Here is a 15,214-nt window from a genome sequence, read left to right on the forward strand (position 1 = left end):
CGGCGCGGCCTGCGCTCGGACGGTCTGTGCTCAGAGCGACCGTAGAAGGCGACCGGACCAGGCATAAGATCCAGTTCCATGCCGAATTCCTGGTCCAGCTCGCGTCTCGACCTGCACATCACCCTCGACGCGGCGAACGGGCGGCGCGCCGGGCTGGAGTCGGCACTGCGAACAGCGATCCGGGAAGGGCGCCTGGCCCCCGGAGCGCTCCTGCCGTCCACCCGCGGGCTGGCCGGGGAGCTCGGGCTCTCCCGGGGCACGGTGACCGCCGCCTACGACCAGCTGGCCGAGGAGGGTCACCTGGTCACCCGGCCCGGCGCGGCCACCAGGGTGGCCGCCCTGCCGCAGCCGCCCGGCGAGGCCGCCACCCTGCCCGCCCCCGCGCCGGCAGGGCCCCGGCACGACCTCCGCCCCGGGCACCCGGACGTCAGCGCCTTCCCCACCCGGGCCTGGCTCGCCGCCACCCGACGAGTCCTCACCCGGGCCCGCCCCGACGCCTTCGCCGCCGGCGACCCCCAGGGCCGGATCGAGCTGCGCACGGCACTCGCCGACTACCTGGGCCGCACCCGCGGTGTGATCACCACACCGGACCGCATCGTGATCACCTCCGGCTACTACCAGGGCCTCGGCCTGCTCGGCTCCGCACTGGCCGCCGCCGGCGCCCGCACCGCGGCCATGGAGGACCCGGGCCACAACTCCTACCGGGACGTCGTCCGGCGCGCCGGTCTCACCGTCCTCCCCCTGCCCGTGGACGCCGACGGCGCACGCACGGACGCGCTCACCGGGCGGACGGACGCCGCGGTCCTCACCCCCGCCCACCAGTACCCGACGGGCGTTCCGCTCGGCGCGCGCCGCCGCCAGGCCGTCTGCGCATGGGCGCGCTCCACCGGCGGCCTGATCGTCGAGGACGACTACGACGGGGAGTTCCGCTACGACCGCCGGCCCGTCGGCGCCCTCCAGGGCATCGCCCCCGACCGGGTCGTCCACTGCGGGACAGCATCGAAGACCCTCGGCCCGGCCCTGCGCCTGGCCTGGCTGGTGCTGCCGCCCCGGCTGGTGGGCGCGGTGGTCGAGGCCAAGCAGCAGGCCGACCTCTACACCGAGACGCTGGGCCAGCTCGTCCTCGCCGAGCTGATCGCCACGCACGCCTACGACCGCCACATCCGCGCCGCCCGCCTGCGCTACCGCCGGCGGCGCGAGCTCCTCCTCGACCGGGTGGCGGCCCTGCCCGGCCACACCGCCCACGGCGTTCCGGCCGGCCTGCACACACTGGTCACGCTCCCGGCCGACGGTCCCGGTGAGGAGCGGCTGCTGCCCGCCTGCGCCGAGCGGGGCCTCGCCCTGCGCGGGCTCACCGAGCTCCACCACGACCCGGCGGGCCGTCCGCAGGGCCTGCTGGTCGGCTTCGCCGCGCCGTCCGACCGCGGCTACCCGCCCGCACTCGACGCCCTCTGCACGGTGCTGGCGTCCGCCGACCCGGACGAGCGCCGGCCGGGGCTCCGCAGCGGGGATTGAGACGGCGTCACCGCACGGCCGCGGCTCAGGCCCGTCCGGCCGGCCCCGGAGATCCCCGCCAGATCTCGGGGCCGCTCGCTTCCACAGGAGTACGAGTCACCCGGCATGCGGGTTCCCCCTGAAGTGTCAGCAGAGGAACTTGTGCGATGCGTTCTGGTTCTTCATGGTCGAGCTGAGATTCGCCCAACCCCACCGAGGGATCACCTGATACGCATTGCTCAGGTCATAGTTGGAGTTGTAGTAGACAACAACATCACAACCGCTGTTGTTGTATACGGATGCCGCGTTGTTCCACACCCGCTGCCCGGCACCATTGCAAAGCGGGCCATCCCCCCGAGCCCGCTTGCTGCAGACGAACTTCGCATACGTCTGATCACCGACAGGGAAGCCGTAATTCGCAATACTGAAGTTCACATCGAAAATGGCCCCCGCATTGTTCGAGTTGTAGTAGAAACAGACCTCGCCCTGGTCACACCAGCCATCCAGCGCCGAGGCGTAGTCGGGCGCCGCCTGCGCCTGGCTCGATATGACCAGATTGGTACCCACCAACAGGAGCGTCGCGGCTCCAAGAGTGGCAACTCGCTTCAACAGCATGGCGATCCTCTCGCTTCAGCAAGACTGCTCGTGCCTCAACGGGACGGCACGACCACAAGTGAGCGCAACTGTACCGGTCCTGACGCCGTGTTCCCCCCACCCGACCACAAGGCCGGCAGATCTCCACGTTCCGTCACTGGACCCGCGGAGCCCGAACCCGTAGCGAATCACCGTCAATTCGCTTTGCCCAGGCGGCCGGCATCTCGCCGGCATACTCCGTGGCGCGGCCGGGCAGGCCTGTCTCCGTATTCGGCTTTGGTCCGGTGTGGGTCACCCAGCGGGAAATGTCCGCTTGACCTTGCCGGTGACGTCCGCTTCGAGGTAGCCGGAGATGCTGTTGGCACTGGAGAGGTAGACGCGGATGGTCGGGGTGCCGTCGGACATGTCGGGCCCGATGATCAGATACCTGCTGGTCGGGCTGGGGACGTTGAGGGTCTCCTCGGCCTTCTTCAGCAGGGCGGGGATGACGCTCCAGTCGTACTTCGTGAGGTCGACGGTCTTGCTGGAGAGCATCGGGCCCCCCGGGGTGCGGCGGGTGGCCTTGCCGTCCCGGTAGTCGAACCACTCGTAGGCGCGCGGGTCGGCGGTCGGCACCTGGGCCATCGCGTAACCCGGATAGACGGTGAGGTCCTTGACGGTCGACTTGCCGGCCTGGGCGGTCACCGCGGCGACCACCGCGCGGACGCCGTCGGGGGTGAGAAGGTCCGTCGGGGCCGGGGTGTTGGCGCCGCCTCCCGACCCGGCCGCGGACGACTTGGCCGACGACGGGGTGGCCGGACCGGCCGAAGGGGCGGCGGTGTCGGCCGACCCGGCCGGATCGGCCGTCCTGCCCGATCCCGCTGCAGGGCTCGAAGCGGCCGGGCCGCCGGTGCCCTGGGCGCCCTTGCCCTTGGCGTCGTCGTCCGGACTCAGCGACCAGACGAGGACGCCGGCCACTGCCACGGTGGCGACCCCGAGGGCGACCGCGGCGACCGTGCGACCGCGCTTCGCCGGGCGGGGTGCGGCGGCGGGATCGGTGGCGCGGGTCGGGCCCATCAGGTCGACGGGGCCGACCGCGCCGATCGGGTACGTCGAACCGGTCGGGTGGGCCGGGCCCTGGGCCGGCCACGCCCCGGTCGGCACGCCGCCGGTCGGCGCGGGGTGGGAGGGCACGTCGCCGGGCGGCGGGCCGAAGACGCCGGGCGGGGCCGGCACGGCGCCGCCCGGGCGCGGGGTGTCCAGGAAGGTCGGCGCCCAGGCCGGGCCGGCCTGGGCGGCCGGGGCCGCGCCCTGCTCGGCGGCGGCGAGCGCCCGGTCGAGCTGGTCGGCGTCCGGGCGCAGCTTGGGGTCACGCGCCAGGACGGCGGCCAGGACCGGGCCGAGCCCGCCCGAACGGCTGGGCGGCGGCAGCGGCTCGTCGAGGACGGCCGCCAGAGTCGCGAGGGTGGTGGCGCGGCGCAGCGGGTGGTGGCCCTCGACGGCGACGTACAGCATCATGCCGAGCGACCACAGGTCGGAGGACGGATTGCCCTCCTCGCCGCGGATGCGTTCGGGGGCGATGTACTCGGGCGAGCCGATCAGCGCGCCGGTCGCGGTGAGGGCGGTGGCGTCCTGCATGGCGGCGATGCCGAAGTCGGTGAGGACCGGGGTGCCGTCGGGGCGGAGCAGGACGTTGCCGGGCTTCACGTCGCGGTGCTGGATGCCGGCCGCGTGGGCGGCGCGCAGCGCGGCCAGAACGCCCCGGCCGATCCGGGCCGCCTCGGGGACGGTGAGCGGACCGCGGGCGATCCGGTCGGCGAGGCTGCCGCCGCTGACCAGCTCCATCACCAGCCAGGGGTGCGGGTGCTCGGGCGTGTCGACGATGTGGTGGATGACGGCGACGTTCGGGTGCTGGAGCCGGGCGAGCGCGCGGGCCTCGCGCAGCACGCGTTCGCGGAGCTCGTTGGCGCCGTCGGGGTCGGCGGCGGCCATCGCCGGGTCCGGCGGTCGCACCTCCTTCAGCGCGACCTCGCGGTACAGCGCGTTGTCGCGGGCGCGCCAGACCAGGCCCATGCCGCCGCCGCCAAGGCGTTCCAGCAGTTCGAAGCGGCCGTCGATCAGCCGCGGCTGCGGCCCCCCAGGGTTCATGGCGGACATCGTAGAGGTCCGTACCGACGACGTGCGCCGATGGCCCGCTCTCGACGGGGTCGGCGCGGGTCGGACGCGGAATCGGCGCGGGGCCCGGCGTCGTCGCGGGGGCGTCCGCGACCGTGCTCCGGAGCACGGTGTCCGATCATCGGACGCAAGCCTTTACACTACTGACCGGTCATCAGTTCGACGGATGGCCATTGCACAGAAGAACAGCAAGAGAACAAGGGGGAAACATGCTGCGACGCATGTCCGCACTCGCCGTCTCCACCGTGGTCGCGGGGGGCCTGCTCCTCGCCGCCGCACCGGCCCAGGCCGCCCCGGCCGCCACCCAGTCCGGCGTCCAGGCCGTAGCCGCCGGCGGCGCCGTCACGGTCAACATCCAGGAACTTCGGAACCAGGTCGCCAAGCTGCGCCAGCAGGCCGCCACGCTGCGCCACGTGGGCCTCTACGCCGAGGCCGACAAGGTGGACGCCCGCGCCCGCGCGATCGAGGCGCAGATCAAGCGCTACCTCGACTGCGAGCGCAGCGTCCGCTGCTGAGCCACGAGCGCGGCGAGGCCCCCTACCCGGTTCCCGGGCGGGGGGCCTCGCCGTTTCCGGCGCGATGGCGGGCCGGCGTCCGGCGCGGGTCGGGGCCGACGTCCGGGCCGGCCGTCGCGGCGCTGCGACGCGGCGCGGCACGGCGCCGTCGAACGCGCCCGGTGAGATCCCAGCTGCGCGCGGTCACGGAATGGTCCGCGGCGCGGCGGCTTGCGGGCTCAGGCCGCCGGATCGGGTTATCGTGCCCTGCAGAGACTTCGGTCGCCCCTGGCCCACGGCCCGGGACCGCCGGAGCAGGCCCGCCACCCTCGGGCCGAAAGGCCCGCAGCGGCACGAGCGACCCTCCGATCGCCTCCGACGGCCGAACCCAGCAAGGCCTCTGCCCGCGCCCGGGCAGGCCCGCCGTCCCCACTGGCGCGCCTGCGACCGCGGCCCCGGCAGCCCGGCCGCACGGCCCGGTCCCCCCACCGGGCCGGCCGATCCGTTGCACCAGGAGCCGCCTCCATGGCACTCGACCCCTGCTACGCGCGTACCGACGCGCACACGGCCTCCGCCGCCGTATCCCCGGCCGCTGCCGCCCCGGCCGCAGTCTCACCGGTCGCAGTCTCACCGGCTGCGGCCGTCTTCGCGGCCGCCGGCGTGCCCGCGCCGGACGCACCGCCCGCCGACCCCGTCTGTACCGCCGCGGACCACGGCGTCTACACACCCGTGCTGCCGCTCTGGCTGGTCACCATGCCGACCAGGACCGCGGACGGAACCACCGGCAGCCAGACCTTCGCCGTCCGGGCCGCCACCGTCCCGACGGCCATCGCCACCGCCGCCGTCCGCGCCGGGAGCCAGGAGGCCCGCCTGCGCCGGCGCGGTGCCCGGATCGACGCCCACTGCGCCCGGGTGGTGCTGCACTGCGCGTGACCGCCCCGCTCCCCACCGCCCCCGCATGCGGCCCCTTTCCGCAGGTGGGGGCCGTTTCGGGGGCCGGTGGTAGCGTCGAACCATGACCCCCGAGGAGCTCGCCGACCTTGCGCACCTGCGGCGCGCGCGGGACTTGATCGACCGGGAGTACGCACGTCCGCTCGACGTGCCGACGATGGCCCGCCGCGCGCTGATGTCGCCGGCGCACTTCTCCCGGCGGTTCCGGGCGGCCTACGGCGAGACGCCCTACAGCTACCTCATGACCCGCCGGATCGAGCGGGCGATGGCCCTGCTGCGCGCGGGCACGAGCGTGACCGACGCGTGCATGACGGTCGGCTGCACCTCCCTCGGGTCGTTCAGCTCGCGGTTCACCGAGCTCGTCGGCGAGACGCCGAGCGCCTACCGTGCCCGGGAGCACCGGGCCGTCACGGCGATGCCCGCGTGCGTGGCCAAGGTGCACACCCGGCCGGTGCGGAAGCGGCCGGTGCGGAAGCGACCGGCCGAGCCGAGCAGGATTCGAGAAGCGGGCCCCATGGCCGCGACCTAACGTGGGCGACATGACCATCGCACTGCACTACTGCCACATCACCGTCAACGACCTGGACGACTCGCTCGCCTTCTACCGCGACGCGCTCGGCCTCGACGTCCGCAACGACGTCGCCTCCGGCGAGCACCGCTGGGTCACCCTCGGCAGCCCGGACCAGCCCGGCGTCGAAATCGTGCTCTCCGAGCCGCATGCCGGCCGCTCCCGGGCCGACGGCGACGCCCTCCAGGAACTGCTGACCAAGGGCGTCCTGCCGATGACCGTCTTCAGCACCGACGACGTCGACGCGACCTTCGAGCGGGTCCGGGCGGCCTCCGGCGCCGAGGTCCTCCAGGAGCCCATCGACCAGGCCTGGGGGCCGCGCGACTGCGCGTTCCGCGACCCCTCGGGCAACATGGTGCGGATCCAGCAGAAGGCCAAGGCCTGAGGAAGCGGCCGCTGCCCTCCTCCCACCTGTCGGCCCGCACCACCCATCGGCCCCGCACCAGCCGGGCTCTCAGGCCCCGGCGGCGCCGGGCCGTTCGCCTGCCGTACGGAGCCGCTCGGCCAGGTCGCCGAGTCCGTTCCGGACGACGTTGACGGCGCCGCGGGCGTCGGCGGTGGCCATCCGGTGCGGGTAGTAGAGGTCGACGAACTCCCGGGCGAGCTCGACCAGCGACGCGGCCGCGTCGAGGACCGTCGCCTCCTGCTCCCGCTGCACCGGCCCACGGTTGCCGCGTGCCGGGGTCACGACCGACTCGCGCGCCAGCTTCTCCACCTCGCGAACCGCGTCGACGATCGCCTTCAGTTCGTCGTCCATTCCCGTCCCCCTTGCCCGTGATGCGATCCGAGATCGATCGGTCCGATGACTTCGGGTCAGTGTGCCCGCGAGGAAGGTCACTTCATGCGAGCGCCACGCAGAATCGGTTCGGCATGGCGGGGATGAAGGGGCACTGGGGAGCTTGACGGGGCGCGCGTCAAGCTCTCGCACGCCCCCAACCACCCGCAATTGCGCGATCAGTCCTCCCGGGGCACCGCGGCGAACACCGCCCCGCCGGCGGCGCGTTCCAGCCGGTACGGACCGCACACCCGGTCGAAGCGGGCCCGGCTCCCCGGCGGAGCGCCGCGCAGGTCGGCCACCGGCGCGGCGTCCGGGACCCGGCGGGCCAGTTCTGCGACCACCGGGTCCGCATCGGCGGCCCGGAGCGCCCCTGCACGTGGCAGCGGCAGGTCGGGACCGTCCGGGTACAGGGCGTCCCAGAAGTCGTCGGCGTAGGGCTGAACGCCCTCGTCGAAGCCGGTGTCGTCCACCAACTCCTCGGCGGTGGTGACCAGTCGGTCCAGCCACTCGGTCAGCGAGCCGGCCTGGACGTACAGCCCGCCCTCCCGGTACTGCATGAGGACCTGGCCCCAGCCGCCGTCCGCCGCGATGTCGACCCAGGTCAGCCCGCCACCGCCGTCGTCCGACACCACCCACCGCCGCTCCGGCAGGCCCTGCCCGCTCCCCTGGCGCGGGTGCCCGGTCAGCACGAACTCGACCGGCGGAACGGCGAACCCGCCCAGCCTGCCGAGCAGTTCACGCTCGACGGCGGGCACCGGCAAGGGGAGGCCCGCGGGCGCCCCGGGCGCCCCGGGCGCCCCGGGCGCTTCGCCCGGGCGTAGCGCGAGGTCGAACGGCACCCGGTCGGCGAGCCCGTGCAGGCGGGCGAGCAGGGAGTCGGCGGTGATCACGTCGGCCACGCTAGGCCCTCTCTTTCGGATCACGCCAGACAGACGTGATCCGAAAGAGAGGACCTAGCCCAGTCGCGGTGCCGTCCGCGCGGCGGTCCTGCACCGTGGCGGTTCAGAGCGCGAGGGTGCGCCAGCCCTGGGTGATCTGGTCCTGCACGGGGACCGGGGCGGGGTGGGCGGTCAGCAGTTCCAGCAGGGCCGCGCCGTCGGCGGGGCGGCCCGCCGGGTCGGCGGTGAGCGCACGCGCCACGGCGGCGGCCAGCGCGGGGTCCAGGGCCTGAACGGCCGCGAGTGCGGCGGGTTCCGGGCCGGTGTCGACGATCCGCCGGATCACCGCGCCGGTGCTGGTCGCCGCGAACGGGCTGGCACCGTGCGCGGCGCAGACCACGCAGCAGGCCCAGGCCCAGACGTCGGCGGCCGTGCCGACCCGCTCGTCGCCGAACTGTTCGGGCGCCATGTAGGTGAGCGTGCCCGGACCGCCGCCGGCCATGGTGAGCCTGGTGCCGTCCACCAGCGCGGCGATTCCGAAGTCGAGCAGGCGCGGCCCGGCGGTGGTCAGCATGATGTTGGCCGGCTTGAGGTCCCGATGGATCAGGCCGAGCCGGTGCACCCCGGCCAGGGCCACGGCCAGCGCGAGTGCCAGGGCGCGCAGCGCCTCCGGGGAGCGGATCGGGCCCTGCTCGCGCAGATGGGCATCCAGGGGCCGACCGTCCAGCAGTTCCATCACCAGGTACGGCCGTCCGCCGTCCACCCCGCCGTCGAGGACGCGGGCGGTGTAGGCGCCGGAGACCATGCCCAGCACCTCCGCCTCGCGCTCGAAGCGGCGCAACAGCTCTGCGTTGTCGAGCAGTTCGAGGTTGATGGTCTTCAGCGCCACCTGCGTCGCGGCGCCCTCCCGCCGGGCCAGGTACACCGTGCCCATCCCGCCGGAGCCGATCCGGCCGAGCAGGTGGTACCCGCCGATCGCCCGCGGCTCGCCCTGGTACATCGGCTGGTGCGCGACCGTCGGGGCGGGTGCCGAGGGTACGAACGGCGCGACCGGTGCGGCGGCCACACCACTGTCGGCCTGCGGCTGAACGTACGCCGGCGCCCGGGGGTGGGCCACCGACGGGAGGACGGGCGGCACCGCGGCGGCAGCGTCGAGGCGCCGCCGCCGCCTCCTTCCCGCGAGCACCGCTCGGACCACGATGACGACGGCCAGGACGATGACGACGACCATGATCAGACCGAAGGGCGACACACCGGAGGCTTGCATGCGGCCACCCTAGGGCGCCGCCTCCAATTCCCGCCAGACAAGCAGCATTTGGGAACACGTGGGCGATTGTCGGCGATCGGATCGTGCGGCGTCGGGCCCGATGTCGTCCACCGCGGCCCTACTCGCCGTCCCAGGGCGTGGCGGTGAGCACACTCCCTTCGGCGTGGCGGCCGTAGCGGCATGTCGCCGCGGGCAGGTCGAACTCGACGCGGACCGGGCCGGTCACCGACCGCAGGTCCACGAGCCGGGCGTCGTCGGGCAGTTCGGCCGCCGCCGCTCTCAGGAGCGGGTCGGCTCCCACGCGCACCTCGGCTGCGGTCGTCGACTCCAGATCCACGGGCCGGTCCTCCCCGTCGGGCCAGAGGGCGCCCAGCCGCATGCCGAAGGCTCGGACGTCGTCGGCCGGGCTCTCGGCGAGGGCCCGTTCCAGGCAGCGGGCCAGGTGGTGGAGCCAGGCCGACAGGGAGGGCGCGACACGGACGGTGTCGGTGGCGTCCCAGAACATGAACACCGGCCCCCACGCGCCGCTCTCCCGGTCGACGTCCACGTAGACGTGGCCGTCGCCGTGGTCGGTGAAGACGAACCAGTGGGTGCCCGGGCCGCCCGCGTGCTCCAAGTACCAACCGGTGCTGCCACCGGCATAGTGGCCGTGGTTGTAGGCGTGGTCGAGGTCCACGTGGTCGATCGACTCGAAGCCGTTCACGGGAGACCGGGAGACGATCATCCGGACGCCGCCGACCGACCGCAGCAGCACCCGGATCTCCTCGGGCACGACGACCGGCCAGGCGTCCAGGCGCGCGTCCTCGATGCCGGGGTCGAGGGTCACCAGTCCACCGGAGGCCGCCGCCACGCGCCGCAACACCGCGACCGCCTCGGCGGCGGTCGGGCCCTTGGCGGCAGCGGGGCTCTCGGCGGCGGTGGAGCCGGTGAGGGCGGTCGGTACGGGCAGGTCAGGCAGGTCGGGCAGGTCGGTCATCGGTCCCCCGGGGTGGATCGGCAGTCGTGAGGACGCTACCTGGCCGGGGTGACAGGCGGACGGGAGGGGGAGCGGGACCACAGCCGGATCTGACGGGCAGTGAGCATAGGATCCGATGGTCAGTCCACAGATCACCGATTCCCTCCCGGAGGCTGGAACCCATGTCCGACCAGCGCGTTGTCATCGTCACCGGCGGCGGTACCGGCATCGGCGCCGCGACCGCCCGGCTGCTGCGGGCCGAGGGCCACCACGTGGTGGTCTCCGGACGGCGCGCCGAGCCGCTGGAGCGGATCGCCGAGGAGACCGGCGCGGTGGCGCACGTGTCCGACACCACCGAGCCGGCCGACGTCGCGGCGCTGGTGGAGGCGGCCCTGTCCGCGTTCGGCCGGCTCGACGGGCTCGTTCTCAACGCCGGCGTCGGGCGCGGCGGCGCGGTGGGCGATGTCACCCTGGAGGACTGGGAGTTGGTGATGCGCACCAACCTCACCGGGCCGTTCCTGATGCTGCGGGCCGCACTGCCGCACCTGCTGCGGTCGCGGGGCTCGGTCGTGGCGGTGGCCTCGGTCTCCGCGCTGCGCAACGGCCCGGGGAGCGCTGCCTACGCCACCTCCAAGGCCGCGCTGCTCCAGCTCTGCCGCTCGCTCACCGTCGACTACGGCCACCTCGGTCTGCGGGCCAACACCGTCTGCCCGGGCTGGGTGCGCACGGAGATGGCCGACCGCCGGATGACGCGGTTCGCCGACGCCGAGCAGCTCCCCGGCGGCGTGGAGGAGGCCTACCGGCAGGCCACCCGGCTCTCCCCGGCCGCCCGGCCCGGCGAGCCGGAGGAGGTCGCCGCGGCGATCGGCTGGCTGCTCTCCCCCGCGGCGGGCTACGTGAACGGCGCCGCTCTCACGGTCGACGGCGGGGTCACCGCCGTCGACCCCGGCACCACGGCCTTCGACTTCAAGATCGAGCCGCGCCACTGACGACCCACCGCCGAGCGGCCCACCGGGCACGCCGACCCGCCCCGAGGGCGGGTCAGGGGCAGGTGGGGCGGTAGGGGGCGCCGGGGGCGAGGCGGAGCCAGTCGCGGTGCGGCAGGGGCGGGCGGACGACGGCGCAGGCCCCGGCGGCGGCCGCGGCCGGGTCGAGGCTCCAGACGGGGGCGGCGCCGCTGTCACCCCCCGTCAGGACGCGGCCGTCGGGGAGGAAGGCGAGCCCGTTGAGCGGCAGGCCCGGACCGGTGAGGGTCGCCGTCGGGGCCGGGGAGTCGAGATCCCAGAGCCGCAGCGCGCCCTGGTGGCCGACGTCCGCGACGGTGCGGCCGTCCGGGGCGAAGGCGAGGGCGTGGACGGTGTCGGAGCCCACGGTGCGCGCCGCCCCCTCGGGCTCCGCGTGGTGGTTCGGGTCGGCGCCCAGCGGCCGGCCGGCGCGGACGTCCCAGACCACGACCAGGCGGTCGTTCCCGGCCGTCGCCAGGAGGCGGCCGTCCGGGCTGACCGCGAGGTGGCGCAGGTGGTCACTGTGATAGATGCCGCTCTTGCGCGCAGCCGCGTCCGGGTCGGCGACCGCGAGCAGGTGGACGTACTGCGAGTCGCAGGCGAAGGCCAGCTCGGCGCCGTCGCCGAGGAACACCGCCGCGTACACCGGACCGCACGGGTCGAGCGGGCGGGCGCGCAGCGGCGTGCCGTCCGGCGGTCCGGTGAACAGCCGGCCGTCGGCCGTGCCCACGGCCAGCGCCGTGCCGTCGGGGCTGAGCGCCAGTGCGGTCGGGGCCTTGCCCACGTCGACGGCGGCCGTCCGCGTGCCGTCCCCGGCGCGGTGGACCTGGACGGCGCCGTCCCCGCGGGCGGCCGCCAGGGTGCGGCCGCGGCGGTCGAAGGCGAGGGCGGTGACGGGCCGCCCGTCGGGCGGGGTGACCGTGACCGGGCGCGGCACGGGGCCGCCGACGTCCCAGAGGGCGATCCGGCCGTCGGCGGTGCCGACCGCCGCGCGGTCGCCGGCCGACGCGACGGCGGTGACGGCGGGTCGGTCGGGGCCCGGCGCGAGGTCGGTGCCGCGGTGCAGGTCCCAGAGCAGGACGCTGCCGGGCGGGGAGCTGATGCCCGCCGAGGTGACGACGGTCCGGCCGTCGTCGGCGACGGCGACGTTGAGGACGAAGGTCGGGTGGCCGCGCAGTTCGGCCGCGACCCGGCCGGTGGGCAGGTCCCAGACGCGGGTGGTCTGGTCGGCGCCGGCCGAGAGCAGGGTGGTTCCGTCCGGGGTGAGGGCCAGGGCGTTGACGGGGCCCTGGTGGGCCGGCGGCAGGTCGGTGGACGGCCACTCGGCGGGGTGATCGGTCTCGGGCCCGGCCACCCGGTGGCGCCGGGGGGAGGTCTGCGGCTCGTCCCCGTCCGCGCCGGAGGTGCCCGGCAGCGGGGCTGACGGCACCGGGGAGCCCGGGGCCGGGCCGCCGGCCGCCGGGGGCCGCCAGAGCCGGATGTGCCCGCGGTCGCCGCCGACCGCCAGCAGCCGCCCGTCCGCGGCGAAGGCCACCGACTTCGGCGCCGGGGCCTGCCCGGCGAACACCGTCGTCGCCCCTCCCTCCGGGGCCCGGGACGGACCGGCGTCCCGGAGGTCCCCCAGATCCCCCAAGTCCCGGACCAGCACGTCGCCGTCGGTGGACGCGGAGGCGAGCAGGTGTCCGGGTCCGAAGGCGACGCCCTGGACCACCCCCGTGTGGCCGGTCAGCGTCCGCACCGGGGGCGCGGCGCCCGCGTCCGTGCGCCACACCCAGACGCACCCGTGTCCGGGCGGGGCGGCGTCGCTGCTGGCGGCCGCGAGCAGGGCGCCGTCCCGGCTGAAGGCCAGCCGCTTGGCCGCCGAGGTGGTGGTGGGGGAGCTCTGCGGCATCACCGGGGACGGCAGCCGCTGCCGGTCGGCGACCCGCCAGAGCAGGATGCGCAGGCCCTCCTTCTTGGTGACCGTCACGGCCAGCAGCGATCCGTCGGGGCTGAACCTGACGTCCTGCACGGGCGCGCCCACGCCGTCGTGGCCCTGCAGCTCGGCCACCCGGGCCGTGGTGCGGGCGTCCCAGAGCGCCACCTGCCCCTGGGAGTCGCCGGTGGCCACCAGCCGGCCGTCGGGGCTGATCGCCAGCCCGTTGACGCCCAGGGCGAAGCCGGGGATCCGCCCGGTGAGGTACTCGGACTGGGTGCTCAGCACCGCGTCCTCGGCCGGCCGCCGCAGACCGGTCCCGCCGGACAGCGCGACCCGGCGGGCCTCGACCGACTCCAGCATCGCCGCATACGGGTCCCGGCCGGCGTTGCGTTCCGCGTCGGAGAGCAGCGCGCGGGCGAGGTTGGTGCGGTTGGCGACGGTCGCGCGGTCCCACTGCTGCCCGGCGAAGCCGCCCGCGAGCAGCGCCGACACCAGCAACAGGGCGAGCCCCGCCACCAGGTGGCGGAGCGTCCGCACCCGGCGCCGCTCGGCCCTGCGCTCGTGCTCGGCACGGGCCGCCGCGGCGGCCAGGAACTCCCGCTCGACGGGGGTGAGCAGCTCCTCACCGGCGGGCTCGGCCGCCCACTCGCGCGCGAGCTCCAGCCGGCTGCCCCGGTAGAGCAGTGCCTCCTCCCGGCCGGCCCCGGCCCAGTGCTCGGCGTCCTGGGTGAGCTGCTGGTGCAGGCGCAGGCCGGCCCGCCCCTCGTCGACCCAGTCACGCAGGCGCGGCCAGGCGCGCAGCAGGGCTTCGTGGGAGAGCGTCACGCCGGTCGCGTCGACGGTGAGCAGCCGGTCGTCGGCGAAGGAGGCGAGCACCTGGTCGAGCACGCGGTCGTCCGAAGCGGGGCCGGGCGCGCCGGAGCCGGGCGCGCCGGAGCTGGGGGCGGACGCGTCGAGACCGGGCGCAGCGGGACCGGAGGCGGGCCTGCCCGCCAGGGCGGCGCGGTCGACCCGGCGGCGCGAGCCCTGGCCGTCCGGGCCCAGGTGGACCAGCCGGAGCAGCACCCGGCGGGCGGTGGCCCGCGCCGTGTCGTCCTCCAGCCGGGCCCAGGCGCGCTCGGCCGTCGCGGCGACCGAGCCGTGCAGCCCGCCGATCGCCCGGTAGCCGGCCAGGGTGAGGGAGCGTCCGGCGCGCTGCTGCCAGACCGCGCGCAGGGTGTGGGCGAGCAGCGGCAGGGCGCCGGGGTCGTAGGCGCCGGCGGTTCCGGCACCCTCCAGGCCGAGGTCGGTGACCATCAGCTCCAGCAGGCCGGGTTCGAGCTCCAGCCGGGCGGTGCGGGCCGGCCCGGTGATCGCCTCGGCCAGCTCGGCGGCGTTCATCGGTCCGAGGGCCAGCTGGCCGCGCCGGACGGCCTTCAGCAGGCGGTCGTGTGCCAGGCAGTGCCCGTAAAGGTCGGCGCGGAGCCCCAGCACGACCAGTCGGCCGCCCTCGGGGCCGGCCTCGCGGCAGAGCGCGTCCAGGAACGCCCGCCGCTGCTCGGGGTCGGCGCAGAGGGTGAAGAGCTCCTCGGCCTGGTCGACGATCCACACGGCGTCCGGGCCGTCGGCGAGTTCGGCGAGCCGGTCGAGCGGGCGGCCGGTCGGGGTGAGGACGGCGGCGGAGGCGGGGCCGAGGCCGGCCAGGCCGCCGCGCCGCAGGGCGGGCACCAGGCCGGCCCGCAGCAGCGAGGACTTCCCGGCGCCGGACGGACCGACCACCAGGACGGGGCCGCCGCGGTCGGCTTGGCGCTCGGCGAGCAGGCCCAGCAGTGCGGCGCGGGCCCGGTCGCGGCCGTGGAACCAGCGTTCGTCCTCCGCCCGGAAGGACGCGAGGCCCGGGTAGGGGCAGTGGCCGCGCGTCGCCAGCGCGACCAGTGAGCCGCCGGCCCGCAGGGCCCGGTCGCAGGCGCGGGCGAACTCGGCGGTGGCCGGTTTGTCGCCGTTCTCCACCTTGCTGATGTGGCTCTTGTCGTAGTGCACCCGGCCGGCGAGGTCGGCCTGCGAGAGCCCTGCCTCGCGGCGCAGCGTGCGCAGCACCGTTCCGAATCCGGCCCCGGCCGGCTGCCTCGTGTCGCTCTCCGTGCTCACCCTCGGCCCCCGCTCCGCTCGCTCCCGACCCG

At 75.5% G+C, this 15,214-nt stretch carries 13 protein-coding genes; 6 read left to right on the forward strand and 7 right to left on the reverse strand.

Annotated elements, in window-relative coordinates; translation table 11 throughout:
• The first annotated feature begins 78 nt into the window (after positions 1–78).
• Positions 79–1,515, forward strand: a complete 1,437-nt coding sequence (locus ACIPSC_RS29080; protein WP_400829455.1) for a PLP-dependent aminotransferase family protein — start codon at positions 79–81, stop codon at positions 1,513–1,515.
• A gap of 126 nt (positions 1,516–1,641) precedes the next feature.
• Here ACIPSC_RS29080 and ACIPSC_RS29085 read toward each other — a convergent pair whose 3' ends face one another.
• Positions 1,642–2,061: a peptidase inhibitor family I36 protein gene (locus ACIPSC_RS29085; RefSeq protein WP_400829456.1), complete on the reverse strand. Its 420-nt coding sequence runs from the start codon at positions 2,059–2,061 to the stop codon at positions 1,642–1,644.
• Positions 2,062–2,379: 318 nt separating this feature from the next.
• Complete coding sequence (locus ACIPSC_RS29090; protein WP_400829458.1) at positions 2,380–4,215, reverse strand: protein kinase; 1,836 nt, start codon at positions 4,213–4,215, stop codon at positions 2,380–2,382.
• A 248-nt stretch (positions 4,216–4,463) separates the two neighbouring features.
• On the opposite strand from ACIPSC_RS29090, the gene ACIPSC_RS29095 reads away from it, so the two are divergent.
• From ACIPSC_RS29095 to ACIPSC_RS29110, 4 genes are all read left to right on the forward strand, one after another.
• Complete coding sequence (locus ACIPSC_RS29095) at positions 4,464–4,757, forward strand: hypothetical protein (protein WP_400829460.1); 294 nt, start codon at positions 4,464–4,466, stop codon at positions 4,755–4,757.
• A gap of 504 nt (positions 4,758–5,261) precedes the next feature.
• Entirely contained in the window at positions 5,262–5,669 is a 408-nt protein-coding gene (locus tag ACIPSC_RS29100; RefSeq protein WP_400829462.1) for a hypothetical protein, read from the forward strand.
• An 82-nt stretch (positions 5,670–5,751) separates the two neighbouring features.
• A complete protein-coding gene (locus ACIPSC_RS29105; RefSeq protein ID WP_400829464.1) occupies positions 5,752–6,216 on the forward strand; it encodes a helix-turn-helix transcriptional regulator in 465 nt (154 codons plus the stop codon).
• 10 nt (positions 6,217–6,226) lie between these two features.
• Complete coding sequence (locus tag ACIPSC_RS29110; RefSeq protein ID WP_400829466.1) at positions 6,227–6,640, forward strand: VOC family protein; 414 nt, start codon at positions 6,227–6,229, stop codon at positions 6,638–6,640.
• Positions 6,641–6,709: 69 nt separating this feature from the next.
• Here ACIPSC_RS29110 and ACIPSC_RS29115 read toward each other — a convergent pair whose 3' ends face one another.
• The 4 genes from ACIPSC_RS29115 to ACIPSC_RS29130 all read right to left on the reverse strand — a co-directional run bounded on the left by ACIPSC_RS29115 (position 6,710) and on the right by ACIPSC_RS29130 (position 10,154).
• Positions 6,710–7,012, reverse strand: a complete 303-nt coding sequence (locus tag ACIPSC_RS29115; RefSeq protein ID WP_400829468.1) for a hypothetical protein — start codon at positions 7,010–7,012, stop codon at positions 6,710–6,712.
• Between the two features lie 197 nt (positions 7,013–7,209).
• Entirely contained in the window at positions 7,210–7,932 is a 723-nt protein-coding gene (locus tag ACIPSC_RS29120; protein WP_400829470.1) for an SMI1/KNR4 family protein, read from the reverse strand.
• A gap of 103 nt (positions 7,933–8,035) precedes the next feature.
• Positions 8,036–9,178 (reverse strand): serine/threonine-protein kinase, encoded by a 1,143-nt coding sequence (locus ACIPSC_RS29125; RefSeq protein ID WP_400829472.1) that lies wholly within the window; start codon positions 9,176–9,178, stop codon positions 8,036–8,038.
• A gap of 118 nt (positions 9,179–9,296) precedes the next feature.
• Positions 9,297–10,154, reverse strand: a complete 858-nt coding sequence (locus tag ACIPSC_RS29130) for an SMI1/KNR4 family protein (RefSeq protein ID WP_400829474.1) — start codon at positions 10,152–10,154, stop codon at positions 9,297–9,299.
• Between the two features lie 161 nt (positions 10,155–10,315).
• Between ACIPSC_RS29130 and ACIPSC_RS29135 the strand changes: the two genes are divergently transcribed.
• Positions 10,316–11,122, forward strand: coding sequence for an SDR family NAD(P)-dependent oxidoreductase (locus tag ACIPSC_RS29135; RefSeq protein ID WP_400829476.1), 807 nt, complete (start codon positions 10,316–10,318; stop codon positions 11,120–11,122).
• Positions 11,123–11,174: 52 nt separating this feature from the next.
• Here the strand turns inward: ACIPSC_RS29135 and ACIPSC_RS29140 are convergent, their stop codons facing one another.
• Entirely contained in the window at positions 11,175–15,182 is a 4,008-nt protein-coding gene (locus tag ACIPSC_RS29140; protein ID WP_400829478.1) for a helix-turn-helix domain-containing protein, read from the reverse strand.
• Positions 15,183–15,214 lie beyond the last annotated feature (32 nt).

This window comes from Kitasatospora sp. NPDC090091, from assembly GCF_044747365.1.
Classification (GTDB): domain Bacteria; phylum Actinomycetota; class Actinomycetes; order Streptomycetales; family Streptomycetaceae; genus Kitasatospora.